Source organism: Streptomyces polyasparticus (assembly GCF_014493765.1).
Classification (GTDB): domain Bacteria; phylum Actinomycetota; class Actinomycetes; order Streptomycetales; family Streptomycetaceae; genus Streptomyces; species Streptomyces polyasparticus.
The window spans coordinates 290,767-317,009 of the sequence record NZ_JACTVJ010000006.1 but is presented as its reverse complement, the minus strand read 5'-3'; the positions used below and the strand labels follow the sequence as shown (position 1 = coordinate 317,009).

At 70.3% G+C, this 26,243-nt stretch carries 21 protein-coding genes and 1 pseudogene; 4 read left to right on the top strand and 18 right to left on the bottom strand.

Going from position 1 to position 26,243, the window contains the following annotated elements; genetic code table 11:
* The first annotated feature begins 168 nt into the window (after positions 1-168).
* Entirely contained in the window at positions 169-768 is a 600-nt protein-coding gene (locus tag H9Y04_RS13365) for a gamma carbonic anhydrase family protein (protein WP_187814033.1), read from the top strand.
* Here H9Y04_RS13365 and H9Y04_RS13360 read toward each other — a convergent pair.
* Positions 765-1,772 carry a glycoside hydrolase family 43 protein gene (locus tag H9Y04_RS13360; RefSeq protein ID WP_187814032.1) on the bottom strand — a complete coding sequence of 336 codons (1,008 nt, stop codon included), beginning with the start codon at positions 1,770-1,772 and terminating at the stop codon, positions 765-767. The two genes, H9Y04_RS13365 and H9Y04_RS13360, sit on opposite strands and share 4 nt — an antisense overlap.
* Before the next feature lie 279 nt (positions 1,773-2,051).
* Here H9Y04_RS13360 and H9Y04_RS13355 point away from each other — a divergent pair, with 279 nt between their 5' ends.
* Genes H9Y04_RS13355 through H9Y04_RS13345 form a run of 3 tightly spaced genes read left to right on the top strand, consistent with a single transcriptional unit; the run spans position 2,052 to position 5,737 of the window.
* A complete protein-coding gene (locus H9Y04_RS13355) occupies positions 2,052-3,620 on the top strand; it encodes an amino acid adenylation domain-containing protein (protein WP_214661237.1) in 1,569 nt (522 codons plus the stop codon).
* Positions 3,621-3,634: 14 nt separating this feature from the next.
* Positions 3,635-4,933: an FNR domain-containing protein gene (locus H9Y04_RS13350; protein ID WP_187814426.1), complete on the top strand. Its 1,299-nt coding sequence runs from the start codon at positions 3,635-3,637 to the stop codon at positions 4,931-4,933.
* Positions 4,934-4,972: 39 nt separating this feature from the next.
* The gene (locus H9Y04_RS13345) at positions 4,973-5,737 is read left to right on the top strand and encodes an enoyl-CoA hydratase-related protein (protein WP_187814030.1); all 765 of its coding nucleotides are present in this window, start codon (positions 4,973-4,975) and stop codon (positions 5,735-5,737) included.
* A 67-nt stretch (positions 5,738-5,804) separates the two neighbouring features.
* Here H9Y04_RS13345 and H9Y04_RS13340 read toward each other — a convergent pair whose 3' ends face one another.
* From H9Y04_RS13340 to oxc, 17 genes and pseudogenes are all read right to left on the bottom strand, one after another.
* A complete protein-coding gene (locus H9Y04_RS13340) occupies positions 5,805-8,282 on the bottom strand; it encodes an alpha-L-arabinofuranosidase family protein (RefSeq protein ID WP_187814029.1) in 2,478 nt (825 codons plus the stop codon).
* Between the two features lie 158 nt (positions 8,283-8,440).
* The gene (locus H9Y04_RS13335) at positions 8,441-9,010 is read right to left on the bottom strand and encodes a hypothetical protein (RefSeq protein WP_187814028.1); all 570 of its coding nucleotides are present in this window, start codon (positions 9,008-9,010) and stop codon (positions 8,441-8,443) included.
* Positions 9,007-9,588 carry a hypothetical protein gene (locus H9Y04_RS13330; RefSeq protein ID WP_187814027.1) on the bottom strand — a complete coding sequence of 194 codons (582 nt, stop codon included), beginning with the start codon at positions 9,586-9,588 and terminating at the stop codon, positions 9,007-9,009. Before H9Y04_RS13330 ends, H9Y04_RS13335 begins: the two co-directional genes overlap by 4 nt.
* A gap of 8 nt (positions 9,589-9,596) precedes the next feature.
* The gene (locus tag H9Y04_RS13325) at positions 9,597-10,790 is read right to left on the bottom strand and encodes a hypothetical protein (RefSeq protein ID WP_187814026.1); all 1,194 of its coding nucleotides are present in this window, start codon (positions 10,788-10,790) and stop codon (positions 9,597-9,599) included.
* On the bottom strand, positions 10,783-11,094 hold the full coding sequence (locus H9Y04_RS13320; RefSeq protein ID WP_187814025.1) for a DUF6317 family protein: 312 nt from the start codon (positions 11,092-11,094) through the stop codon (positions 10,783-10,785). Before H9Y04_RS13320 ends, H9Y04_RS13325 begins: the two co-directional genes overlap by 8 nt.
* Before the next feature lie 174 nt (positions 11,095-11,268).
* Positions 11,269-12,585, bottom strand: coding sequence for an MDR family MFS transporter (locus tag H9Y04_RS13315; protein WP_187814024.1), 1,317 nt, complete (start codon positions 12,583-12,585; stop codon positions 11,269-11,271).
* Positions 12,582-14,336, bottom strand: a complete 1,755-nt coding sequence (locus H9Y04_RS13310; RefSeq protein ID WP_187814023.1) for an ABC transporter permease subunit — start codon at positions 14,334-14,336, stop codon at positions 12,582-12,584. The genes H9Y04_RS13315 and H9Y04_RS13310 overlap by 4 nt, the downstream gene beginning before the upstream one ends.
* Positions 14,337-14,339: 3 nt before the next feature.
* A pseudogene (locus tag H9Y04_RS13305) lies at positions 14,340-15,835 on the bottom strand (ABC transporter substrate-binding protein).
* An 8-nt stretch (positions 15,836-15,843) separates the two neighbouring features.
* Positions 15,844-16,377, bottom strand: coding sequence for a GNAT family N-acetyltransferase (locus H9Y04_RS13300; RefSeq protein WP_308800965.1), 534 nt, complete (start codon positions 16,375-16,377; stop codon positions 15,844-15,846).
* 87 nt (positions 16,378-16,464) lie between these two features.
* Positions 16,465-17,643 carry an ROK family transcriptional regulator gene (locus tag H9Y04_RS13295; RefSeq protein WP_187814022.1) on the bottom strand — a complete coding sequence of 393 codons (1,179 nt, stop codon included), beginning with the start codon at positions 17,641-17,643 and terminating at the stop codon, positions 16,465-16,467.
* Positions 17,640-18,620 carry an ABC transporter ATP-binding protein gene (locus H9Y04_RS13290; RefSeq protein WP_187814021.1) on the bottom strand — a complete coding sequence of 327 codons (981 nt, stop codon included), beginning with the start codon at positions 18,618-18,620 and terminating at the stop codon, positions 17,640-17,642. The genes H9Y04_RS13295 and H9Y04_RS13290 overlap by 4 nt, the downstream gene beginning before the upstream one ends.
* On the bottom strand, positions 18,617-19,597 hold the full coding sequence (locus H9Y04_RS13285; protein ID WP_308800964.1) for an ABC transporter ATP-binding protein: 981 nt from the start codon (positions 19,595-19,597) through the stop codon (positions 18,617-18,619). Before H9Y04_RS13285 ends, H9Y04_RS13290 begins: the two co-directional genes overlap by 4 nt.
* Positions 19,590-20,501, bottom strand: a complete 912-nt coding sequence (locus H9Y04_RS13280) for an ABC transporter permease (protein WP_187814019.1) — start codon at positions 20,499-20,501, stop codon at positions 19,590-19,592. The genes H9Y04_RS13285 and H9Y04_RS13280 overlap by 8 nt, the downstream gene beginning before the upstream one ends.
* A gap of 2 nt (positions 20,502-20,503) precedes the next feature.
* On the bottom strand, positions 20,504-21,493 hold the full coding sequence (locus H9Y04_RS13275; RefSeq protein WP_187814018.1) for an ABC transporter permease: 990 nt from the start codon (positions 21,491-21,493) through the stop codon (positions 20,504-20,506).
* A 10-nt stretch (positions 21,494-21,503) separates the two neighbouring features.
* Positions 21,504-23,192: an ABC transporter substrate-binding protein gene (locus H9Y04_RS13270; RefSeq protein ID WP_187814017.1), complete on the bottom strand. Its 1,689-nt coding sequence runs from the start codon at positions 23,190-23,192 to the stop codon at positions 21,504-21,506.
* A 30-nt stretch (positions 23,193-23,222) separates the two neighbouring features.
* On the bottom strand, positions 23,223-24,110 hold the full coding sequence (locus H9Y04_RS13265) for an ROK family protein (protein WP_187814016.1): 888 nt from the start codon (positions 24,108-24,110) through the stop codon (positions 23,223-23,225).
* Between the two features lie 188 nt (positions 24,111-24,298).
* Positions 24,299-26,044: an oxalyl-CoA decarboxylase gene (gene oxc / locus H9Y04_RS13260; protein WP_187814015.1), complete on the bottom strand. Its 1,746-nt coding sequence runs from the start codon at positions 26,042-26,044 to the stop codon at positions 24,299-24,301.
* Positions 26,045-26,243: the final 199 nt, after the last annotated feature.

The following is a 26,243-nucleotide window of genomic DNA, read 5'->3' as shown; positions in this document are numbered from 1 at the left end:
GTGCATGCTCGCGGGGAGGGTAGCGCGCAGGGGGTACGGGCGCCCAGAGGGCATTGCGCCTTGTGGTGGTGCGGGTTTCTCCTATACGGCGCGTGCTGCGGGCCGTCCGCCCTGCGTCGCCCGCTAATTGCCACGCGCTCCGCGGGCCGCACCTCGTACGCTCACGGCATGTTGATCGAACACCGAGGCCGCCGGCCTTTCGTCCCCGAGTCCGCCTATGTCGCCCCCTCCGCCACCCTGTGCGGAGCCGTGACCCTCGGCGAAGGCGCGCGGGTCCTGCACGGCGCCGTGCTCACCGCCGAGGACGGCGAGGTGCGGATCGGCAAGAACGCCGTCGTCATGGAACAGGCCCTGGTGCGCGGCCGCGCCGGGCATCCTGCGGTCATCGGGGACGCGGTCCTGATCGGGCCGCACGCCCACATCAACGGGGCGACGATCGAGGACGAGGTGTTCGTCGCCACGGGCGCCTCCGTGTTCCCCGGAGCCGTGGCCGGGACGCGCTCGGAGCTGCGGATCAACTGTGTGCTGCACGCCAACTCGGTCCTGCCGCCCGACGCCGTCGTGCCCATCGGCTGGATCGCCGCGGGCGCACCGGCCCAGCTGTTCTCGCCCGAACGGCACGAGGAACTCCAGCCCGTACAGATGGACTTGGACTTCCCCCGCACCGTCTACGGCGTCGAGCGCGGCACCCCGCTGCGTACGATCATGGCCCGCCAGTCCGCGTACTACGGGGCGCACTTGACGGACCGGGTGATCGAGGAGTCCTAAGGCCGGGAGACGGAGGGGAAAGCGTCCGCCACCGGTGTGCCGAAGTCCGGTCTCCCGTCCTCGGTCCAGGTGATGGCCTGGACGCGGGTGTGGCGGTTGGGGTCCTGCAGGGGGTCGCCTTCGATCTGCTTGTACGGGCGGGCGTGGTAGACGAGCAGATCCGTGTGGCCGTCCTCGGCGACGGTGAAGCAGTTGTGCCCGGGGCCGTACTGTCCGGCCCTGTCGTCGCTGGTGAAGACGGGCACAGGTGACTTCGACCAGGAGGCCGGATCCATCAGGTCACCGCCCGCGTCGGCGGTGAGCAGGCCCATGCAGTAGTGGTGGTCGGTGGCGCCGGCGGAGTACGTCAGGAAGACCCGGCCGTGGCGCTCGATCACCGACGGCCCCTCATTGACCTCGAAACCGACGGTCTCCCAGGCGTACTCGGGTGTGCTCAGGCGGATCTGAGGCCCGGTCAGGGTCCACGGATCGGCCATCTCGGACAGGAACAGACCGGTGTTGCCCTCCGTCCCCGGCTCGTGCTGCGCCCAGGCGAGATAGCGCGAACCCCGGTGGGTGAAGGTGGTGGCGTCGAGCGAGAAGGTGTCCCAGGCGGTGGTGAGCTGCCCCTTCTCCGTCCAACTGCCCTTGAAGGGGTCGGGGTCGAGGTTCTCCAGGACCCACATACGGATCTTCCACTCGTCGTCCGCCGGGGCGGCGGCGAAGTAGAGATACCAGGCTCCGTCGATGTGGTGCAGCTCGGGCGCCCAGATGTGGGCGCTCATCTCGCCGCGCGCGTGGGCCCGCCAGACCACCCGCTCGTCGGCGATCGCGAGGCCCTGCAGCGTACGGGAGCGGCGCAGGACGATCCGGTCGTACTCGGGTGCGGTCGCCGTGAAGTAGTAACGGCCGTCGGTGTGACGGGTGATGTGCGGGTCGGCCCGGTGGCGTATCAGCGGGTTGCGGTACGTGGGCAGCGCAGGTCTTCCCGCGGTACGGGCGTCGGGTGCGGCGGCGCGGCTCATGCGGAGTCGGTCCTTTCCTCGCGTCAGGTACAGAGATCCCCCACTCCTAGTCGCCGCCGGTGGTGCGGAGGTTGCCGCCGGGACACAAGACGCCACATGTGGCCGAGAGTGCCGCAAATCTTGGCCTGACAGAGCTACTTGAGGATTGAACGACCCCGGCTACAGTCGGCGGTTCGAAAGACCGTAAGGCGTTCGGCATACCGACGATCCATCCCCCGATCCGTCGCGCACCACTGCCAGGAGGTCTCCTCATCCATGGGCACACTCCCGTTTCCCGCCATGGGCGCTCCCCCGCTGCCGCCCACGACTTCGTTCCTCGCTCCCCCCGACGCACTGCTCGCCCACCTCTCCCCCCATGACCGGGTGCTGTTCAGGGAGTTCGGGCAGGGACCGGCCGTCCCGCTGCCGGGGCTCCTCGTGCACGAGGCCTTCGAGCGACGGGCCGCCGCCGCCCCGCATGCCGTCGCCGCCGAGCACGAGGGCGCCGCCATCAGTTACCGCCAGCTGGACCGCAGGTCCTCCCAGCTCGCCGCCCGGCTCGTCCACGAAGGCGTACGTCCCGGTGACCGGGTCGGTCTGTTCACGCGCCGTTCGATCCCGATGCTCATCGGGCTGCTCGCCACGCTCAAGGCCGGTGCGGCCTATGTACCGCAGGACATAGGACTCACCCCCGCCACGCAGCTGCGCCACGTGATGCGCACGGCCGGCACCCGGGTCGTCCTCACCCAGGCCCGCCACGCCGACCGGATACCGGCCGCCCCCGGGTGCGTACGGATCGCGGTCGACGAGCTGCCCGACGCGCCCGTCGCGTTCCGGCGCACACGGGCCGTCAGCCCGGACGACGGCGCCTACGTCCTGTTCACCTCGGGCACCACCGGCGCCCCCAACGGGGTCACGGTCACCCACCGCAACCTCTGCAATCTCCTGCTCACCGCACCGGGCGGACTCGGCATCGGACCCGGTCAGCGGGTGGCGCAGATCCTCAACATCGCCTTCGACATGGCGGCTTGGGAGATCCTCGGCTGCCTGACCGGCGGCGGCACGCTGGTCATCCGCGGCAAGGACATCACCGAGACCGTACGGACGGCGGATGTCGTCATCGCCACGCCGACCGTCCTTGCCGGCATCGATCCGGCCGCATGTCCCCGCGTACGGACCGTGGCGGTCGCCGGCGAGCCGTGCCCGCGGCCGCTGGCCGATCTGTGGGCGGCCACCAGCACCTTCTACAACTGCTGCGGACCCACCGAGACCACCATCGTCAACACCATGCAGCGCCATCTGCCCGGCACCGCGCCGCTCACCATCGGCCGCCCGACGCCCAACAACACGGTCTATGTCCTGGACGAGCAGCGCAGAGCCCTGCCCATCGGCGAGGTCGGCGAGATGTGGGCGGGCGGCGACTGTGTGTCCGCCGGATATCTGGGCAATCCGGAGCTCACCGAGGAGCGGTACGCGCCCGATCCGTTCCTCGGCGGCGGACGGCGGATGTTCCGCACGCGTGACCTCGGGCGCTGGACGGCGGACGGCGAGCTGGAGCATCTGGGGCGCACCGACGACCAGGTGAAGATCCGGGGCTTCCGGGTCGAGCCCGACGCGGTCTCCTCGGTCCTCGAGTCGGTGCCGGGGTGCGTGCGGGCGGTGACGCTCAAGCGGGATGCCCGCAGCCTAGTCTCCTTCGTCTGCCCGCAGGACGTGGACCCCGAGGCGGCCCGCCGTGCGGTCGCCGACGCGCTGCCGTACTACTGCGTGCCCGACGCGGTCCTGCCGCTCGCCACCCTGCCCGAGACGGACCGCGGGAAGATCGACAAGGCGGCGCTGCTCCGGCTGGCTTCGGGGGTGGCCCGGTGACCACGTCTCCGCCCTTGCGACATCCGCTCCCCCAGGAAGTCCCGGCACCCCGGCGCTACGGCGACGCGGTCCAGCTGCCGCCCGTCACCTCATGGCACCGGCGCCTCCTCAAGCACCCCCGGCTGATGCACTACAACCGGCTCGCGGCCGCCGTCCTCGTCGTCAATCTCGCCGCCGTGCTCGTCCGGGGCTTCCCGGAGGACCCCCGAACACTCGGTCACGCCGCGCTCGCGAACCTGGCGCTCGCGATCGTGATCCGGCAGCAGTACGTCATCAACCTGCTGTTCCGGCTGGCGACTTGGGCTCCCGTGAGCTGGCCCCTGAAGGCGCGCTGGACGCTGGGCAAGGTGTACCACTTCGGGGGTCTGCACGTCGGCGGCGCCCTGGCCGGCACCTGCTGGTTCCTCGCGCTGACGGTGTCGATCACCGCGACGGGCGAGGGCGGCGCGGCGGTCCTGGCCGTCTCGTACGCCCTCATCGCCCTGCTCGCGGTGATCGTGGCCACGGCGCTGCCGCCGTTCCGTGCCCGCTTCCACGACCGTTTCGAGCTGATCCATCGCTTCGGCGGCTGGACGGCGCTGCTCCTCTTCTGGGCACACACCCTGCTGCTCGCACGCGGCCCCGGCGAGCCGGGCATCTGGGTGCTCGCCGGGGTCACCTTCAGTGTGGCGCTGCCCTGGCTGCGGCTGCGCAAGGTCGATGTGGCGATCGAACGGCCCTCCTCGCATGTGGCGTTGGCCCGTTTCGACCACGGAGTGACCCCGTTCGCCGGGTCCTCCACGGCGATCAGCCGGAGCCCGCTCAAGGAGTGGCACTCCTTCGCCAATGTGCCCTCGCCCGGCAGGCCCGGCTTCCGGCTGACCATCTCCCGTGCGGGCGACTGGACCGGGTCCTTCATCGACGACGCGCCCGAGCGGGTGTGGGTCAAGGGCATCACCACGGCGGGGGTCGCGAACATCGAGACCCTGTTCAGCAAGGTGGTCTACATGGCCACCGGCAGCGGCATCGGCCCCTGTCTGCCCCACCTCCTGGCCGCCGAGGTGCCCGCACGCCTGGTGTGGGCGACGCGCGATCCCCGTAAGACGTACGGAGACCGGCTGGTGGACGAGATCCTCGCGGTCCAGCCGGACGCCGTGGTCTGGGACACCGGCAAGGACGGCAAGCCCGACATGGTGCGCCTCGCCTACGCCGCGTACCGGGACTTCGGGGCCGAGGCGGTCATCTGCATCTCCAACAAGAAGCTCACCTGGCAGGTGGTGCACGGCCTGGAGCGCCGCGGCATCCCGGCGTACGGCGCGATCTGGGACTCCTGACGCCTCCCGGCCACGCATCGCCAACCGAAGGGACACTCCATGAACCTGAAGATCGACCGGGACGGCCCGGTCGTCACCGTACGGCTGCACCGCCCCGCTGTGCTCAACGCCCTCAGCCAGGACCTGATGCACGAACTCCTCGACGCCCTGCGCCCGTTGGACCGCGATCCGGAGGTCGGCTGCTTCGTCGTCACCGGTTCCTCGGACCGGGTGTTCGCCGCGGGCGCCGACATCAAGGAGATGGCGGGCAGGTCTGCGGCGCAGATGGCGGCCGAGGAATACTTCGGCGGCTGGCAGGAGTTCGCGGACTTCCGCACGCCGAAGATCGCGGCCGTCAACGGCTATGCGCTCGGCGGCGGTTGCGAGCTGGCCATGATGTGCGACTTCGTGATCGCGGGCGAGTCCGCGGTGTTCGGCCAGCCGGAGATCAAGCTGGGCGTGATCCCCGGCATCGGCGGCACCCAGCGCCTGACGCGCCTGGTCGGCCGCGCCAAGGCGATGGATCTGATCCTCACCGGCCGCACCATGGACGCCCACGAGGCCGAGTGCTGCGGCCTGGTCGCCCGGGTGGTCCCCGACGACCAGGTGCTCGAGGAGGCCGCGCGGGCCGCCGCGACCATCGCGTCCTACGCCCGGCCGGCGGTGGCCGCGGCCCGCGAGTCGGTCGACCGTGCTCTGGAGACGGGCCTGCGCGAGGGTGTCCTCTTCGAACGCCGCGTATTCCACGCCCTGTTCGCGACCGAGGACCAGAGCGAGGGGATGCGGGCGTTCCTGGAGAAGCGCCCGCCGCGGTTCAACCGCTAGGCGCGGGGTTCAACCGCTAGGTCCGGGGGCGGGATGAGCCGATCGGCTCATCCCGCCCCCTCGCCTGTCAGCCCTTGATTCTCAGGAACGTCACCGAATACGCCGGGAACGTATAGGAGAAGCTGCGGCCGATGCCGTCGACCTTCGACTTCACCGGCTTGACGGGCCGGGCATCCTCCGTGTTCTCGGCCGTGGGCGCGGCCGCGATCGTCGTGACCGCGGCGGTGCCCGACGCAGGCTCCGCGCCGAGGTCGAGCCGCGTACGCGCCGCCGACGCTTGGGCGTTGACGACCTTCACGATCAGATCGCCGGTGGCCTTGTCCCGCGTGACGACCTGCCGGAAGGGCTCGGCCACCTTGTCGTCGGTGAAGCCGCCCCACTTCTCGCCGTCGACGTACAGCGACACCTGGCGCCCGCGCACCTCCACCCGCAGGTCGTACGTGCGCCCGGTCTCGATGCTGCCGGGCGTCTGGACCAACGTCTGCTTGGCGCCGCCGACCGCCTTCTCCACCGCGTGCTGGGTGTTGTTCCAGCCGCCCAGGTTCCACCAGTAGTAGTTGCCGGTGTCCTGCACCCCGAAGGCGACGAGGAAGCCCTCCTTGCCGGACTTCTTGGTGGCCTTCACCTTGAGGTCGTAGTTCTGCCAGCTCGCGTCGCCCGCGGTGACCAGCGTGTTCTCGGCGCTCTCGTCGGACTGCACGTACGCGCCGTCCTGGACCGACCACGAGCCCGTACCCGCCGCTTTGGTCCACTGCCCGTCACCTGCGGAGAAGTCGTCGCTCAGGAGCGTCTTCCCCTCGGCGTCGGTGACCTGCACATCGTCGTACGCGGCACTCGTCGCCCAGGTCGACAGGCCCACGGCGCCCTTGATCGGGCCGCTGAGCACGGGGGTCGCCGAGGCCGCGGAGGGGACCACCTCGTCCCCGACGTTGGTCATGAAGAGCTTCTGCATCTCATAGTTGGCCGAGCCCCAGGACCGCGCGTTGTCGAACCAGATCATGTCCGGCCGCCACTGCACCGCGTCCTTGTTCGCGAGCAGCGGGGCGTACGAGGCGAGCTTGACGACATCCGCGTTGCGCTCCAGGGAGGTCATGAAGGCCGCTTCGGCGAGCGCGTTGTAGTGGGTGTTGCCGAGCGAGGCGTACTCACCGAGGAAGACCTCGGGGCCGTTACGGTCATAGGAGTCGTAGCGGTTGTTGTTCTCCAGGAACCACTGCGGGCTGTTGTAGTAGTGCTCGTCGACCATCGCCACCTTCGCCTCGCGGTTGAGCTGCCAGGCCTTGTCGAAGGTCGGACCGGCGTCGTCCGGACCGGAGTTGGAGATCACGGTGATCCCGGGGTGCTTCGCTTCGATGGCGGCGCGGAACTCCTTGAAGCGCGCGAAGAACTCCTCGGGCAGGTTCTCCTCGTTGCCGACCTCGATATGGGTGAGCCCGAACGGCTTCGGATGCCCCATGGCCGCACGCTTGGCACCCCAGGTGCTGGTCACAGGACCGTTGGCGAACTCGATGAGGTCGAGGGTGTCCTGGATGTGGCGGCGCAGCAGAGCCGGGTCGTCGGTGGCCTTGTTCTGTCCGCAGCCGGTGACGAGAGCGGGCACGACGGGCAGCGGCATGGCGCCCGTGTCCTCCGCGAACAGGAAGTACTCGTAATAGCCGAGCCCATAACTCTGGTTGTATCCCCAGAAGTTCGCATTGGTGGGCCGCTGCTCGACCGGCCCGATGGTGTCCTTCCACTGGTACGAGCGCTTGCGCTGCCAGCCGGAGGACTCCTCGTACGCCTCGTGGCTGCCGGTGTTGACCAGACAGCCGCCGGGGAAGCGCAGGAAACCGGGATCGAGCGCGGCGATCTTCTCGGCCAGGTCCTTGCGCAGCCCGTTCGCGCGTCCCTTGTAGGTGTCGCGCGGGAAAAGGGAGATCATGTCGAGGGCGGCAGGACGGTCCGTGGCGACGGTCATGCGCCCGGTGGTGGAGGTCCGCGTCGCGGTGAAGGAGAGCTTGTACTTGGTCCAGCCGCCGCGCGCGGAGATCCGCCCCGCCTCGGCCAGGGAGCCGGCGGCGTCGCCCAGGCTCACGGTGACGGCAGCGCCCGCATCGGTACGGGCCCAGAGCGAGAAGTCGTACCGCTTGCCCTTCTGGACCGCGAACCCAGTGTTGTAGCCCGAGTTGGTGACGGACGAACCGCCGCCCAGCTTCAGGTAGTTCCGGTTGCGCTCATGGAGCCGCCCGCTGTCGTTCACCACGTCCGCGGTTCCGCTCGTCTGCCACGAGCTGAGCGGGGTGTACGAGGCGTGGTCGGCGGGGTCGTACTCGAAGGAGCGGTTCTGCACGAGCTCGGCGTAGAGGCCGCCGTCCGCGGCGCGGTTGATGTCCTCGTAGAAGACGCCGTACATCGAGTCGTCGATCCGCGCGCCGGTGCGGGTCGGGTCGACCTCGAGCGTGTAGTCCACGGGTTCGGGCTCGGCGGCGTGACCGGGCAGCGCGGCCAGCGTCCCGGCGAGCAGTGCGGCCACGGTCACCCCGAGCCGCAGTCTTCTGCGTGCCATTCGGATACCTCATCTCCTTGTCCGATATTTCGAACGATGGTCGACAGTTCGAACGGAACTTAGGGGTGGTGGTGATCGATGGTCAACGGGTCGTGCGGGGCTGGCTGGAATATGTGCCGATGGCTTACGCGAAGTTGCTCAATCTCCGCGCTGGCGGATCACCTTTGCCGGGTGGCCCGGTATCCCGGACGATGTGGCTGGTGCGGGACCACGTCACCAGGAAGGGGCCTGACCACGATGACGCGGTACGGCAGATGCCCGCCGACGGGCGAGACAACGCCCTTACCGGTGGGCGGCCCTGCGTACCAGATGGCCTGGGGCTGATCGCCGCCGCGCAGCGCAACCGGGTAGCTGTAGGCCACAGACTGCAGGAGCAACTCCGCTCCCGAACCCGTCATTTCGACGCGGATGCGATAGTTCCCCGGGCTGTCCACCCGCTCGCACGGCAGCGCCTGCCACGGGTAGGCGCGCAGGATGCGACGCGCCTGCCAAGCGTTGTACGCGAACGCCAAGCCCACTTGCAGGGACACAAAGGCCGTGACCATCGAGCAGATGAACGGCAGTACCGACCAACTGGTGGCGGACAAGGCATAGCCGACGGCCATGCCTGCGGCAATGGTGACGAGCACCACCAGGGTCCATTTCCTACCACGCTCACGGGCGCGCTTGACGCTGCTCGCAGTGGCCGGTTCGTCCATCGCGGTCTTGGCGAGGGAGAGGTGAGTCATGTGAGCAACTCCGAGATGCGAGAGAGGGGTTGGCGCGGTGCGGGCGTGGATGCCGGCTCTTCGAAGCTGATCGTGTCGGCCACGGCACCGAGGATCTCGGCGTACGCCTCTGCCTGCGCCAGGTCGGGGGTCGTCAACGCCGCTGTCGCAAGCGACGCTGCACCAGGAACCAAGAAGCTGTAGGCAGCCTGGCTAACACTGACGGCGTCCACGTCACCGCATCGCAGCACACCGGCGGTGAAGGCCGCCGGTGTTGCCCGTGCGATGGTGCGCAGCTCGCTGGTCTCCGCGGTCCAATGCGGCCAACGTGCGCGGGACACCAGTGCCCGGGCGGCGGCGACCGCGGGATCCCGCACCGACGTACGGATGGCGGACAGGGTGAACAGCGAGGTCGTGACGACTTCGTTCACGTCGGTCCAGTGCAAACCGAGCGCCGCGTAGAAGGTTCCGCATCGAAAAATCTCGTCCAGCGGGCCAACCCATTCGGGCGCGTGAGCGCGCACCGGTGTCAGGCTCGCCGGGTCGAAAGGCTGGTATCCCGGTGGCAGCCGGAACCACAGAGGTGGTGAAGCTTCCATGGACGTCCTCACAGACTTGTCGCGGCGTGAGCCACACGCGCGAAGTTGCTCGGGATGTCCTCCACGGCGATGCGGGCACCGTCAACGGCCGGAGCCGCGGTCTCGTAGACCTCTTCGTCCTTGAGCGGAGTCACATCCCCCACGCTTGTCGCCACACCGGTAGTGGCAATCCCCACTTCGACCGCGTCCTTCGTACGCGTGCCGGCGCTGTGCAACGCCCAATCGGTTACGCGATTCGTCACCGTGGCCATCTCGAGTCCTGTCGCCTTCGCGCCGTCCACGAGACCGACGGCGCCGGCCCGGACCGCGTCATCGAACGAGCCCGCCGCTCTCACGGCGGTGACCGCACCCTTCGCACCACCCGCGGCAAGGCCGATGCCCGGCAGAGCCCCGATGCCGTCACCGACAAGCGTGACCGCGCCGTCCCAGAACTTGGCGTCGAGCTTGCCCTCGGTGAACCCGCGCCAGACCGCGTCACGGATCTGTGGGTCCTTGAGGTGAAGAGCGAACGCGCCGGCGCTCGACGTCGCGGCGATCGTCAGGGCGATGGCGACTCCGACGGGCGCCGTCGCCATCACGGCCGCGAGCCCGGCGACGGAAGCCGCTACCGACAGATAGTCACCGAGATCCTCCTCAAGGAAAGCCACAACCTTGTCGAGAGCCCCCGGCTCCTCCGGAGCCAACCCATCGTCCGCGAGGTCGAGCGCTCGGGACACGGCCCGCGCCGCCTCCGCATGCGCTCCCTCCAGCTCCCGCGCAAGCCGCAGCACATCCCCCACCGCATCCCGCGCCGACGACAGTCCTTCGGGGTCCTCCGCGCGCCGCCCCTCCGCCGCTCGCAGCGCCGACGCGGCCGACCGTGCGCGGTCCTCGTACCCCTGCGCGAGGACGCGTCGTTCGACCACCCCGTCGTGCCACCGCAGCAGCGCACCCGACGCTTTCGACAGCGACTTGTGCGCGTCGAGCAGCCGTCGTGGCAGGTCCTCGGACAGTGAACGGCGGAAGGCGTCGCCGCCCTCGCCCTGCCACGACGAAGCCGACCGCAGCAGCCGGTCCACCAGCTCGTGTGCCGTGCCGAGGGACTTCGCCGCCTTGGCGACCTGCTTCTGCAGAGCGGAGATCTCACCGGGGTTCCCGGGCACGGGGTCGAATCCCAGGTTCGGATACAGGGCCGCAGACCCGGCCGCACCCACCTCACCCATCGACCTTCACCGCCCGGAACGCCTCCGCGAGAGCCCGGTTCAGCTCGACGTACCCGTTGTGGCTGAGCGCCACCGCCGACTGGATGCGGCCGATCCGCTCGCCGAGCTGCTCGGCGCCGTGGGCCCAGGACTCCTGGAAGGAGTCGCAGGCCGCGTCGAGATCAGCCGTCCCGATCTGGTCCGCGCGTACGTGGCCGAGCGCCCGCCGTGCCTCGTCGAGCGACTCCACCGAGTCGTGCAGCGCCTTGGCGAACCGGCCCAACTCCGTGGTCGGCACCCGCAGATCAGGGTGATCACTTGTCATGGCCGAGCACCCTGGCAGAGGGTTCGGCTTATCCGGCAATCGTCACTCACCCTTACGGGCACCGGGCCGGGGATTACGGGCCCAGACCGCCGGACCGCCAAAGCGGCGCGCCACTCCCAGGGGTGACCGGGCCACGAAGGGCTGACGCCCAGGTCAGACCGACCGCCCGCCCCGCTAACCCGACGAGGACGAGGATGAGGATGAAGGCGAGGACGAAGGCGAGGACGAAGGCGAGGACGAAGGCGAAGGCAAGGATGAGGACGAGGACGAGGGCACCTCCGACGGAGACCCAGCCCGGCTCCCCGCAACCTCCACCACCTCCCGCCGAGGCAGTACCACCGTCACCACCACCGGCAGCACCGCCAGCACGGCCCACGGCACCCACCGGGACACCCCGCCGTCGAAGAGTGCTCCCACCGCGGAGCTGCCCACGAGGACCGCCAGGCCCGACAGGGACGACATCGCCCCCACGTACAGGCCGAGCCGTCCCTCATGGGCCAGTTCGGGCAGCCATGCGCGGGCCGACGGGAGGATGAGCATCTGGCCGAGGGTGAGGAGGACGATGAGCACCACCGAAGGGGCCAGACCTCCCCAGCCGGGGATGACCACGGCGAACCCCGCGCCGACGAGCACCAGACCGCACACCATCGACCAGCGCAGGTCGAGGCGGTCGCCGGCCCAGCGGGTGACGGGCAGTTGGAGGGTCACGACCAGGAGCGAGGAGAGCGCGAAGAGCCATGCGAGCGCGGACTGCGAGCCGGTGACCCGTTCGACTTCCAGAGGGAGCGCGAGATAGAGCTGGTTGTACGCCAGGAGGTACGCGGCGAAGGCCGAACAGACCGCGAGGAAGCGGCGGTTGCGCAGGAGCGGGCCCATGCCCCCGCGGACCGGTACGGATTCGCGGCCGGGGATGCGCTGCGGCAGCAGCCACACATGCCCGGCGAGCACGATCACGAACACCCCCGCACCCGCAAGGCAGGCCGTGCGGAAGTCCACGGCCAGCAGGAGCGCGCCGATCAGCGGGCCGATGAACGCGCCGGCCTGGCCCGCGACCGTGAGCAGCGAAAGCACCCGCGTACGGGGGCCGTTGCCCGCCTCTTCCCAGAGCACGGCCTGCCGTGCGACCTCGGATTCCACCGCGGGTGAGAAGAGCGCGGCGGCGAACCCGATGAGCAGTACGGCGCAGATCACGGCCCAGGGCTGTGTGGCGAAGCCCAGCCAGACGAAGCCGGCGATCCGCAGGACGCAGCCGATGAGGACGACGGGCCGCACGCCGTAGCGGTCGGTGAGGGCGCCGCCGACGACGAAGAGGCCCTGCTGGCTGAACGTGCGCAGGCCGAGGACGAAGCCGACCAGCCAGCCGGCCAGGCCGATGGCCGAGCCGAGGTGGGTGCCCAGGTAGGGCAGTACGGCGTAGAAGCCGAGGTTGAAAGCGAATTGGGTGCCGATGAGGAGACGCAGGAGCGGGGAGAGCGAGCGCCAGGTGGTCATGCGGGGACCATCGCTTCCGCGCGCCGTCTGCGCGGCATCCGGGCGCCGCCCGTCGCACTGACGGCCAGGGCGCCGAGCAGCATCAGGGCGAGGGCCGGTGCGAGCACGGTCCAGGGTGCCTGCTCCGCGTACGGCTGGTTCTCGGCGAGCAGCAGTCCCCACTCGGGCGAGGGCGGCTGGGCGCCGAGCCCGAGGAAGGAGAGCGCGGCGAGCGCGAGGGCGACACCGGGCAGCCGGAGTACGGCATGGCGCAGGACGGACGGCAGTACGGCGGGCAGCAGGGAGCGGCGCAGGAGATGCCATCGTCCGGCGCCGAGGCTGCGCGTGGCCAGTACGTGCTGGGCGGCGCGTTCCTGCTGCAGGAGCGCGGAGGTGTGGGCGGCGAGCGGCGTCCAGGCGACGGCGGCCACCGCGAGCGCCGGGGTGAGGGAGCCGCCACCCGCGACACCCGCGACGAGCAGTCCGGCGAGGACGGCGGGGATGGCGTTGAGGGTGTCGGCCAAGGGGCCGGATATGCGGGGTATGAGGCCGAGCAGCACTCCGGCGACGAAGCAGACCGTCGTGATCGCGAGCGCGAGCGCGAGGGTGGTCAGTGCGCCGTGGGACACGCGGGCGATCATATCCCTGCCGAGCGCGTCGGTTCCGAACGGGTGAGCCCAGGAAGGCGGTTGGAGCTTTGCCGTGGTGTCCAGGGCCAGCGGATCGCGGAGCAGTCCGATGCCGACGAGGGCGACGAGGACCACTCCGTATGTCCAGGGCAGGAAACTGCGGGTGCCCTGTCCCGCGCGGTGCAGCGAGGACAGCGCGCCGTCGGTGAGCGCGCGTCCGACGAGCCGACGGGAGGCCGGGCGCGCGAGGAGCGACACGACGGCGGCGAGCAGCACCATGAGCAGCGCGCCGGTCTGCAGGACGGGCAGGTCCTGGGCGAGTGCTGCCTGCAGGGTGGTGCGGCCGAGGCCGGGGATGTCGAAGACCTGCTCCACGGCGACCGCTCCCCCGGTGAGGCCGACGGCGAACAGGCCGAGGTTCGGCAGCACTCCGGGCACGCAGCGGCGCAGCGCGTGGGCGGCGATACGACGGCCGGGCACACCGCGTCCGAAGGAGGCCTGTGCCCAGGGTTCGGCGAACGCGCCGGGCAGCAGGTCGGCGACGAGGCGGCCGAGCAGGGCTCCGGCGGGCAGTCCAAGGGCGAGCGCGGGCAGCACCATCCACTGCGGCCCGTACCAGCCGAGCGCCGGCAGCCAGCCGAGCTGTACGCCGACGACGGTGGCGAGCACGGACGCGATCAGGAACTCGGGCAGCGCGACCACGACGGCGGCCGCCCCACCCGTGCCGCGACGGCCGCCGAGGCGTCTGCGTGCGCCGAGCCGCAGCGTGCGGGCGCAGACCGCGAAGGCGGTCAGACAGGCGACGAGGAGTGCGGCGGCCATCAGGAGCAGCGAAACCCCGAGGGCTTCGACCACCGACGGCAGTACGGCGTCGCCGGAGATCCAGGACTGCCCCGCGTCACCCCGTACGAGCCCGCTCAGCCACTGGCCGAGCAGGTGGAACGGGCCCTCGCCCAGACCGAGTTGGGCGCGGATCGCGTCGAGGAGTTCCGGGGTCGGGGTGCGCTCGGCGGACCGCGCGCGCAGCACGGTGAGCGCCGGGTCGGTGCGCGACAGCCAGGGAAGCAGGCCGATCCCGCAGACCAGCGCCGCCGTGAGGGCGGCGCGCCACAGCAGCGCCGCCCCGCGGCTCCCGAGAGACATGGGTCAGCGCCGGGTTCCGGTGGCGACGAGGCTGCGCTCGTACGGGTCGAGGACCGCGCCCTGCACTCCGTCGGCGACGCCGGTGACGATCCGCTGGTGGACCAGCGGCACGACGGCGTCGGTTCCGAGGATCGCGGCCTCGGCGGCCATGGCGGCCTCTTGGCGCTTGTCGGTGTCGGATTCGTTCCGGGCCTTCTCGACGGCGGCGTCGACACCGCTGTCGCAGAGCAGGGCGAGGTTGTACGAGCCCTTGCAGGTGTAGTCGCCGGCGAGTACGGACACGGGGTCGCCGGTGTCGAGCATGGTGTTGCGCGCGCCGATGAACGCGTCGAACTTCCCGTCGAGAGCGTCGCCTTCGATCCGCGAGGACTCGCGCACCTCCAGCTTCACCTTGAAGCCGGCCTTCTCCAGCTGCTGCTCGATCACCTGGGCGGCCTCGGGGAGTTCGGGCCGGTTGTCGTAGGTGGCGAGGGTGATGGCCGCACCGTTCGGGTCCTTGGCTGCCGCGCGCCCTTCGGGCTGGTCGCGCTTGGCCCCGGCCCAGGTCAGCGCCGGTCCGTAGATACCGGCGCCCGCATCCGCGTGTCCGTCGTAGACGCCGTCGGCGATGGCCTTGGTGTCGATGGCCTCGCGCGCGGCGGCCCGCAGGCCCGCGTCCTTGAACACCGGGCTCTTGGTGTTGAGTTGAAGGCTCGTGGTGCGGGCGGTGGCGGTCTCCTTCGCGGTGCCCTTGTCGAGCGCGCCGGCCTGGGCCACGGGGATCGCCTCGGCGAGGTCGATCTCCTTGGTGCGCAGCGCGTTGGCACGCGCGGTGCCGTCGGCGATGAACCGGGCGTCGATCCCGGCGGCCTGGGCGCGTCCGCCCCAGTAGTCGTCGAACCGCTCGAGGGTGGCGGCGGTGGAGCCGGTGGTCTTCGCCAGCTCGAAGGGGCCGGTGGCGGTGCCGACCGCGTCGACCTTGCCGGGCTCGGCGTAGGCCTTCGCGGAGAGGATCGCGAGCCCGGGGCTGGAAGCCGCAGCGGCAGGGCCGGGTCGGGGGTGCTGGTGGTGATGCGCACCTTGTCGGCGCCCTCGGCCTCGGCGGCCAGCGAGATCCCCGAGAGGGCCGCGGTGACGGGCTCGGCGGCGCCTGCCTTCGTCAGGGCGCCGGCCACGGCCGCGGGGGTGACCTGGGAGCCGTCCTGGAACTGTGCCTCGCGCAGCGTGAACAGCCAGCTGTCGCCGTCCTCCTTCTGCCAGGAGGTGGCGAGTGCGGGGGCGGCGCTGCCGTTGGCGTCGAGTTTCGTCAGGCCCTCGGTCACCCCGAGCCGGCTCAGGAGCGTGCCGTCCGCCCCGTAGGGCGAGTAGTTCTCGGCGGGCGGGAAGGCCATCGCGACCCGCAGCCGGGCGTCGCCCGAGCCGGTGGCGGAGGAGGCGCCGCCGCCCGACGCGAAGCAGCCGGCGAGCAGCGGAGTGAGGGCGAGCGCGGCGAGCAGCCGACGGCGAGAGGGGGTGCGCAAGGGTTTCTTCACCGCTCCATCGGGACTTCGAAGTGCATGACCTGTACGCCGCCAGGGGCCTCGCGCTCGTCGCAGACGAGTTTGCCGAGCGAGCGCCAGAAGCCCTCGGCGCCGGGGACGCCGGGGTCGGTGTGCAGATAGATCCGGCGGTAGCCGCCGTCCTCGACGGCGAAGTCCACGAGCGCCCGCACCAGGCGTCCGGCGAGACCCTGCCGCCGGTGCTCGGGCCGCACGTAGATCCGGCGCAGCTGGGCGGTCCCGCCGGACGGGAAGCGTTCGGCGATCCACTGGGGGTTCGGCGGGTGCTGGGGTCCGCGCGCGTCCAGCGCTCCGGTGGCCACGACGCTGCCGTCCGTCTCGTCGACGGCTACCAGCAGGGTGTGCCGCTCGGGCCGCAGGTAGGCACCGTCGAGATCGATGATGTCCCCGTGCCAGCGCGGCACGTAGCCCGTGCCGAAATCGCGGTAGACCGTGTCGAGCATGACGGAGCGCGCGGCGTCGACGTCCTCGGCCGTGGCGGCACGTATGCGGTAATCAGGCACTTGCAAATCATACGCAATAAGGAATGGAGGCCCTCACTCCGCCCTTGGTTCACCCCCGGACCGCCCTGGTTCACCCCCGGACCGCCCTCAGGCCCCTCCCGTCCGGCGCTCGAACACCTCCGGCCGGGCCGCGCGGACCGCCAGCGTGAGCGCACCGAGCAGCACCACGTCGTCGCCCGCGGTGCTCGCTTCTATACGGGGCCGCAGCGGCGTGAGGCGGTGCAGGGTCTGGGTGACCGTGGTGAGGAACAGGTCGGCGCCGCGTCCGACGCCGCCTCCGAGCACCACCAGGTCGGGGTCGAGGACCGCGCTCACGGAGGCCACCGCGAGCGCGAGCCGCTCGCCCTCCTGGCGGACCGCGGCGAGCGCGGCGGGTGCGCCGGCCCGGGCCGCGTCGAAGACGCGTTTCGCGGTGAGCGGTCCGGTCATGCCGAGCTCGCGGGCGGCGCGGACCACGCCGTCGGCGGAGACCGCGTCCTCCAGGAGACCGCGGCGCGGGGCCGTGCCGGTGGCGGGGACGCCGTCGAGCGGGAGGTAGCCGATCTCGCCCGCCGCGCCGTGCGCGCCGAGGAAGAGCTCGCCGTCGGCCACGACACCCATGCCGAGTCCGGTGCCGATGAGGACGTACACGAAGAGCCTGCTGCCCGCGCCGCTGCCGAAGGTGTACTCGCCGAGTGCGGCCAGGTTGGCGTCGTTGTGCACGGACAGCGGGGTGCCGAGGCGGTCCCGCATCCGTTCGATCAGGCCGGGGCGTCCCCAGCCGGGCAGGTTGACGGCGTACCGTACGCGCCCGGTGGGCCGGTCGAAGACGCCGGGGGTACCGACGGCGGTGCGCACGATGTCGGCCGGGGTCAACGAGGCCTCGGCCAGCGCCTGTTCGGCGCATCCCACGGCCGCGTCCGCGACCGACAGGGCGCTGCGGCCTCGGTTGCGTACCTCCGTACGCGCCACGATCTCGCCGGACAGGTCCGCCACCGCCGTACGCAGACGTGCGCGGCCGATGTCGATGCCGAGGACGAAGCCCGCGCGCGGATCGGGCTCGTACAGAACGGCCACCCGGCCACGGCTCTGTGCGTGGGTGCCGGCCTCGCGGACGAGGCCGGCCCGTTCCAGGGCCGCGAGCGCCGAGGACACCGTCGGCTTGGACAGGCCGCTTTCGCGGGCGAGTTGGGCCCGCGAGGCCGGGCCCTCCAGGCGCAGCCGCTCCAGGAGCAGCCACTCGTTGTTGCTGCGCAGGCGCCGGCGGTTCCAGGGCGGTGTCGTCACGTGGCGGTCCCCGGCGCGGTGACATGGCAGGCGGCCGTGTGCTCGGGGCCGACCGGTTGCAGCCGGGGGGTGACGCGGTGGCAGATGTCCTCGGCGAGCGGGCAGCGGGCGCGGAAGCGGCAGCTGGGGACGGGGTCGATGACCACGGGCGGGTCCGCTTTCGCGGTGGCGGCGTCCACGTCGAGCGGGGCGCGCGGATCGGGGACGGCGGACAGGAGCAGCTCGGTGTAGGGGTGCCGCGGCCGGGCCAGGAGCTCCTCGGTGGGTCCGGTCTCGACGACATGGCCGCCGTACATGACGACGATCCGGTCGGAGAGATAGCGCGCGCTCGCGATGTCGTGCGTGATGTAGAGGAACGAGACACCCTCGTTCTCGCGCAGCTCGGCCATCACGTTGAGCAGGCCGATGCGGATGGAGACGTCGAGCATCGACACCGGCTCGTCGGCGAGGATCAGTTTCGGCCGGTGGGCGAGTGCCTGGGCGAAGCCGATGCGCTGGCGCTGGCCGCCGGAGAGTTCGTACGGGTAGCGGTCGAGCACGTCGGCGGCGGGCGTCAGACCGACGGCCTCGACCACCCGCTCGGCCTCCGTATCCCTTTGCGCGCGGGAGAGTTCGGGCCGGTGGAGTGTGAGGGAGCGCAGGATGCCGTGCGAGACGCGATACGCGGGGTTGAGCGAGGAGAAGGGGTCCTGGAAGACCATGGGGACATCGCCGCGGTACGCGAGCCGGTCGCGGCGGCCGCGCAACGCGCTCAACGGACGTCCCTGGTAACGGATTTCACCGGCCGACGGCTTGTACACCTGCGCGATCAGGCGCGCGAGTGTGGACTTCCCACTGCCGCTCTCCCCCACCAGGGCCACGATCTCGCGTTCCCCGATCGTCAGATCCACCTCGTCGACCGCGTGCAGGAGGCGCCGCGACAGCCCCGTACCGACTTTGAAGTGCCGGGTGAGGCCGGAGGTTTCCAGGAGCGTCATGAGGTGACCTCCCGCGCCGCCGGGGCATGGAGCAGACATCGCGAGTACGCCGCGCCGACCTCGTACAGCGCCGGCGGCACCGTGTCGCACCGGTCGAAGACGAGCGGGCAGCGCGGGTGGAAGCGGCAGCCGGGCGGCGGTGCCGCGAGATCCGGCGGGCTGCCGGGGATGCCGCGCAGCGGCACGCGCGGGCCGCGGATCGACGGGAACGCCTCCAACAGGCCCCGGCTGTACGGGTGAGAGGGCGAGTCGAAGACGGTGCGGGTCGGTCCCTGCTCGACCACCTGCCCCGCGTACATCACCAGGAGCTGGTCGGAGAAGTGGCTGACCAGGGACATGTCGTGGGTGACGAACACGACGGCGAAGCCGAGGAGTTGCTGCAGTTCCTTGATCTGCACCATGAGGGAGCGCTGGGCCACCACGTCGAGCGCGGAGGTCGGCTCGTCCATGATGACCAGGTCGGGGGCGAGCAGCAGCGCCATCGCGATCATCGCGCGCTGCCGCATGCCGCCGGAGAGCTGGTGCGGATAGCTGCGCAGATGGACGGGGTCGATACCGACGAGCCGGAGCACTTCCATGCTGCGGGCGTGGATCTCCTCCTTCGTGTGCGTCCCGTGCGCGACCATCGCGTCCTTGTACTGGGCGGCGAGGGTGGCCACCGGATTGAGTGCGTTCATGGCCGACTGCAGGACCACGGAGTAGTCGCGCCAGCGCAGCTCGTTGAGCTCGCGTTCGGTCATCGTCACCAGGTCCGCGCCGCGGAAGAGAACGGAGCCGGACGCGATACGGGCCGGTGGGTTGAGCAGACCCGCGATGGCGAAGAGCAGGGTGGACTTCCCACAGCCGGACTCGCCGACGACGGCGGCGAACTCGCCCTCGCCCACTTCCAGTTGGAGGTTGTCGACCGCGGTGACCGGTCCGCGCACGGTCTCGTACACCACGCTGAGATCCCGTACGGACAGCAGAGGTTCAGGCACGCTTCCGCCTCCTTCGCACCGGACGCAGCGCGGGGTTGCCGATCTCGTCGAACGCATAGTTGACCAGGGCGAACGCGACGCCGAGCAGCGCGACGCAGAGGCCGGGGGCGAGCGACCACAGCGGGAGGCCGGTCTGCAGGGCCTGCTGGTTCTGGGCCCAGTAGAGCATCGTGCCCCAGCTCTCGGAGTTCGGGTCGCCGAGGCCGAGGAACTGCAGTCCGGCGGCCGTGAGCAGTGAATACAGCGCCGCACCAAGGAAGTTGGCGACGATCAGGGAGGTCATCGTCGGCAGGACTTCACGCACGATGATGTACGAGCGGCGTTCACCACGTGCCCGCGCCGACTCCAGGAACTCCCGGTTGCGCAGCGACAGCGCCTGCGCGCGCAGCTGGTTGGCGCCGTAGGACCAGCCGGTGAAGACCAGGACGGCGAGGATCACGGCGAGGGAGCCGGTGCCCGCGTACTTGGCGAGGATGATCACGAGCGGGAACGCGGGGATGACGAGGACGACATTGGTGAGCAGCGAGAGCAGATCGTCCGCGATGCCGCCGAGGTAGGCCGCGGAGACGCCGACGAGCACGGAGAGGACGGTGGCGAGCGCTCCGGCGACCACCGCGATGACGAGCGACTCCCTTGTCCCGTGGATGAGTTGGGAGTAGATGTCCTGGCCGAGTCCGGTGGTGCCGAGCAGATGCGCCGTGGACGGCTCCAGGCGGGGCTCGAAGGCCAGCTCGCTCGGATCATCCACGGAGGTGAACAGGCCGGGGAACAACGCGATCAGCGTGAACACGAAGAGAATCACCGTACCGGCGAGCGCCTTGCGGTTGCCGCGGATCGCCCGCCACAGGCCGGATCCGGCGCGGGTGCGGGCGGGCGCGGTGGTGAGGGCGGTCGTGGTGGCCATCGTCATCCCTTCGCCCGGGCGCGCGGATCGAGCCATACGGTGGCGATGTCCACGATCAGCAGGGCCACCAGGACGGCGACCGTGAAGAGCATGAACAGGGCCTGCATCAGCGGGTAGTCGACGTTCTGCACGGAGTTGTAGAGCAGATAGCCGACGCCCGGATAGTTGAAGACGTACTCGATGAGGATCGCGCCGGAGATCACGAACCCGAGCGACATGGCGAAGCCGGCCAGGTTCGGCAGGACGGCGTTGCGGGCCGCGTAGGCGTACATGATGCGGCGGGGGTTGAGGCCCTTGGCGCGCGCCATCCGTACGTAGTCCTCGGCGAGCGTGGTGATCATGTTGTTGCGCATGGTCAGGATCCAGCCGCCGATCGTGGTGATGAGCAGCGTCGCCGCCGGCAGGATCGCGTGCGTGAGCACACTGCCGACGAACCCGGGTGAGAAGCCGGGGACGATCGAGGTGTCGTAGTTGAAGTTGGACGGCAGCAGCCCGCCGGTCCACTCCGAGAACACCAGGATCAGGAGCAGCCCCACCCAGAAGTACGGCAGCGCGGAGGTCACCACGAAGATCGGCGGCAGGATCGCGTCGAGCGTGCCGCCGCGGCGCCAGCCCGCGACCGTACCGATGAAGGCGCCGAGCAGGAACGCCAGGACCGTGGTGATGCCGACCAGGCCGAGCGTCCAGGGCAGCGCCCCGCCGATCAGCGAGGTGACCGGCTCGCCCAGGGTCTGGCCGATGGAGCGGCCCCAGTCGCCGGTGAACATATGGCCCAGGTAGTCGAGGTACTGGACCAGGAGGTTCGTGTCCGGCTTGAAGCCGAACGAGGTCAGCATCCCCTCCAGGGACTCCCGGGTGACCCGGCCGCGGGTGCGCACGATCAGCGCGTCGACCGGGTCGCCCGGCATGAAGCGCGGGATGAAGAAGTTCAGGGTGAGCGCCGCCCAGAGCGTGAGCACGAAGAACCCCAGGCGGCGCAGGATGAAGCGCACAAGTCACCGCCTACTGAGCGGACTTGGAGTAGATGTTGGCCAGAACCTGCCCGTTGTCCGGGAAGTTGTACGCGGCGGGCTGGGCGTACGGGTTCTCCTCGGTGGGCCAGCCCGCGATGTCCTCAGTGTTGTACTGGTACCAGTCCACCGCGCAAACCACCGGAATCACCGGGACGTCGTCCAGCATGAACTGGGAGACCTCCTTGACGATCTCCGCCTGGCGTCCCTCGTCGGCCGCCGCGTACTCGTTGAGCAGCGCGTCGACCTGCGGGTTCTTGTAGCGCTCGAAGTTGCTGGGCGCGTTCTCGCCGAGCGGTGCGGTGTTCGCGGAGTGCAGCATCTGCCGGAGCTCGTAGTACGGGGACGGGCCGCTGGTCTGCTGGTTGTAGTACGCGAAGTCGTAGTCGCCGGTGTACAGGCGCCCGACGAAGGTCTGCTGGGCGAGGGTCTGCACGGTGAGGTCGATGCCGACGGCCTTCAGATTCTGCTTGATGACCTTGAGCGAGGCGTCCCAGTCCGTGTAGCCGGTGATGGACAGGATGGTGAGCTTCAGGGGCTTGGACGGCGAATAGCCGAGCTCGGACAGGAGCTCCTTGGCCCGGTCCGGGTCGGGTTTGTCGAAGCCCGCCTTCTGTACGGCGGCCGCGTCGTAGTACTTGTCGAAGGTCGGGATCACGACGCCGGACTGGTTGGCCACGGGCACCTGACCGCCGACGCCGATCTTCGCGACCTGCTCGCGGTCGATGGCGTACGAGATGGCCTGCCGGACCTTCTTGTTGCTGCTGGTCTTCTTGGACGGGTCGAGGTTCGGGTAGATGCCGACGTTGAGCACCGGCGGGGACCAGGTGTGGTTGTCCTTCGACTTGCCGAGATAGAACTGCTCGATCCCCGGGATGAACTGGCTGCCCCACTGCGCCTTGCCGCTCGCGAGGTCGAGGTTCGCCGGCGCGTTGTCGAGGTACGCCGGGTACTGGACCTTCTGGATGTACGGCTTGCCCTGCTGCCAGTACTCGGCATTGGCCGTGTACTGGATGTTGTTGGGCGAGCACGGGTCGACCTCGAACGGGCCGGTGCCGACGGGCTTCTTGTCCACCCAGGTCTCGGGCTTGCTCTGTGCTTCACCCGCGCCGAAGACATGCTCGGGGACGATCGGCTGCTGGTTGGCGAAGGCGTAGAAGTACGGCTGTGCGGCCTCCTTGAACTTCAGCGTGACCTTGTCGCCGGAGGCGGTCACGGACTGCAGCCCCGCGGTGGTCCACAGCGCGTACAGGTCGATGGGCGGATGCTCCTTCATCAGGTTGAAGGTGAAGGCCACGTCCTTCGCCGTGAACGGCTTCCCGTCGTTCCACTTCACGCCCTCGCGGATGGTGAAGTCGATCTGCGTCTTGTCGGCGTTCCACTGGTAGCTCTTGGCGAGCATCGGTGTCTCGGCCGCGTCCTTCAGGGCGTTGACGAAGACGAGAGGCTCGTACACGAAGCCGATCGAGGTGTTGTAGACGGCCGGGTTGAACGGGTTGAAGTTGCAGGTCCAGGTCTGGCCCGCCGTGTTGGCGATGGTGACCTCGCCGCCCTTCTTGCGCGGCCCCGCACTCTGCGTGGGGTTGTTGTCGTCGTCTTTCCGCTTGGTCTCCGAACAGGCCGTTGCCGTCCATGCGAGTGCGACGACGACAGCGGCGGCGAGGGTGCGCGTGGGCCTCATGGCTGCCAGTCCCTTCGGGAGTTCACACGGTCATACGGGGTGGTGCGCGGCCTCCACGGCCAGCGCGAGTGCGCCCAGGAGCGGCGCTTCGTAGGGGTGCGCGGCGCGGACGAGCTGGGGCGGATAGGGCACGGCGGCGTCCAGGGCGCGGCGCAGCGGACCGTGCAGCGCCGCCCAGGAGCGGACCATGCCGCCGCCGACGGCGATCCGTTCGGGATCGAGGGCGATGGCGAGGTTGACGAGATGGAAGGCGAGCAGGTTCAGGAACTCGCCCTCTCCCAGCGGGCGTTGGGCATGCGCCTTCCCGCTGACCACGGACTCCAGCGGGACGGGGGCCGCCTTGCCGACGTCGGCCGGCGAGAGCAGGTTGTACCCGATCTCGCCCGCGGCGCCGTGCCGCCCGGAGAGCACCGTGCCGCCGACGACGAGTGCGACGGCGAGTCCGGTGCCGAGGTTGAGGTACAGGCCGGGGTCGGCGCCGGCCAGGGCGCCGTGGTCGTGTTCGTGGCGGGCCGCGGCCTTCACGTCGTTGACCAGGCGCAGCGCAGACTCCGGGAAGGCCAGGGCGAGTTCGCGGCCGAGCGCGAGCTCCTCCCAGCCGGGGATGTTCGGAGCGAGCGCCACCGCGTCCTCGCCGGGGATCCCGATGGTGGACACGCCCACGGCGACGGGTTCGCGGCCGTCCAGCAGGGCCCGTGCGGCGTCGACCGCGCTCTTCAGGCCGGCCTGGGCGCCCTGGTCCGCGGGCGTCGCGACGGTGAGGTCGGCGAGGCGCCGACCGTCGAGGTCGGCGACGGTCAGGGCGGTCTTCGTCCCGCCGATGTCGAGGGCGAGGACGACGGACGAGGGAGTGGGGGTGGGGGTGGGGGTGGGGGTGGGGGTGGGGGTGGGATTGGGTAACGGAGCAGGATCGTTCACTTCGAGCTCCTCGCGTGCGTATCGGAGGCGCCGGTCAGTGCACAGCTGCGTCGGTAAAGTTACGTAACTATACGAGCGGCAGCGGGAGTCGGTAAGACCCCGTCGCACACCGATCGGGCCGGGCTCTCCTCGTACGAGGAGAGCCCGGCCCGATCGTGGCAGCCGCGGGGAGACCGCTGTTCGCGGCGCTACTTCTTGCCGCCGAAGTTGCCGAGCCCCTTCGGGTTGAGGTGGGCGATATGGCCGCTCTCGGTGCCGGCCGAGGGGTCGATGACACAGTCGATCAGGGCCGGTACGCCCGCGGCGAGTGCTTCGGTGAGCGCCGCCGTGACCTCGGCGGGCGTGGTGGCCCGGTAGCCCTTGCCGCCGAAGGCCTCGATCATCTGATCGTGCCGTGCGGCGCTCATCAGCGCGGTCGGCGCAGGGTCGCTGGAGCCGCCGCCGGGGGCCTCGTCGCCCTTGTACACCCCGCCGTTGTTCATGATGACGGTGACGACGGGCAGGTTGTAGCGGCAGATGGTCTCCAGGTCCATGCCGCTGAACCCGAAGGCGCTGTCGCCCTCGACCGCGACGACCGGCTGCCCCGACTCCACCGCCGCGGCGATCGCGTATCCCATGCCGATGCCCATCACGCCCCACGTACCGCTGTCGAGGCGGTGCCGCGGTACCTGCATGTCGATGACGTTGCGGGCGATGTCGAGCGCGTTGGCGCCCTCGTTGACGAGGTACACCTCGGGACGCTCGCGCAGCACGTCCCGTACGGCCTTGAGCGCTCCCATGAACTGCATCGGGTGCGGGTCGGCCTCGAGCCGCTTGGCCATCTTCGCCGCGTTGTCCGCGGTCTTCGTGGCCAGTTCGTCCTTCCACGCCTGGGGCGCGGAGATCTGGCCGGGCTTGGTGCGCTCGGCGAGCGCGTCGAGCACCGACTCGATGTCGCCGACGAGCGGCGCGGCGATGGGCTGGTTGGAGTCCATCTCCTTGGGCTCGATGTCGATCTGGATGAACTGGGCGTCCGGGTTCCAGCCCCGCTCGCCGTGGTTCAGGAGCCAGTTGAGGCGCGCGCCCATCAGGACCACCACGTCGGCCCGCTTGAGAGCGAGGGAGCGCGCGGCGGCCGCGGACTGCGGGTGGCCGTCCGGCAGCAGGCCCTTGGCCATGGACATCGGCGCGTACGGGATGCCTGTGGACTCGATGAACTGCTTGATCTTCTCGTCCGCCTGGGCATAGGCGGCGCCCTTGCCGAGCACGACGAGGGGGCGCTCGGCGGAGGCGAGCAGCTCGATCGCGCGGTCCACGGCCTCGGGCGCGGGCAGTTGCCGGGGCGCCGGGTCGACCAGCCTGCTCAGCGTCTTCGCGCCCTCGTCGGCAGGCATGATCGAGCCGAGTACGGCGGCCGGGATGTCCAGATAGACACCGCCGGGCCGGCCGGAGATCGCGGTGCGCAGCGCGCGGGCGATGCCGCGGCCGATGTCCTCGACCCGGCTGATCCGGTACGCGGCCTTCACGAAGGGCTGCGCGGCGGCGAGCTGGTCCATCTCCTCGTAGTCGCCCTGCTTGAGGTCGACGAGATGGCGCTCGCTGGAGCCCGAGATCTGCACCATCGGGAAGCAGTTGGTGGTGGCGTTCGCCAGCGCTACGAGCCCGTTGAGGAAGCCGGGCGCGGATACGGTGAGCGCGATACCGGGCTTCTTCGTGAGGTATCCGGCGATGGCCGCGGCGTGCCCGGCGTTGGACTCGTGGCGGAAGCCCACGTAGCGGATGCCCTCGGCCTGGGCGAGGCGTGCGAGGTCGGTGATCGGGATGCCGACCACGCCGTAGATCGTCTCGACGTCGTTGAGCTTGAGCGCGTCGACGACCAGGTGGTATCCGTCGGTGAGCTCGGCCCGGTCTCCATCGCTCGCCGCGGTGTCGGTGGCAGCAGCAGTGTCAGTCATGGTCCGAGCTCCTCCTTGAGCGGTCATACGTGCGGTCCTTGATGCGGCTACTGGTCTCACCTTGCGCACCCCGCTCGCCGCCGTCCAAGACGTATCGGCGACCAGCCGATAAACGCCGTCTATCGAGCGTCCGACCAACCCTCGCCACCTGGGGTTTCGCCCCGGTTGATAAGCACCCGCTATCGGGTGTTCACCAGCG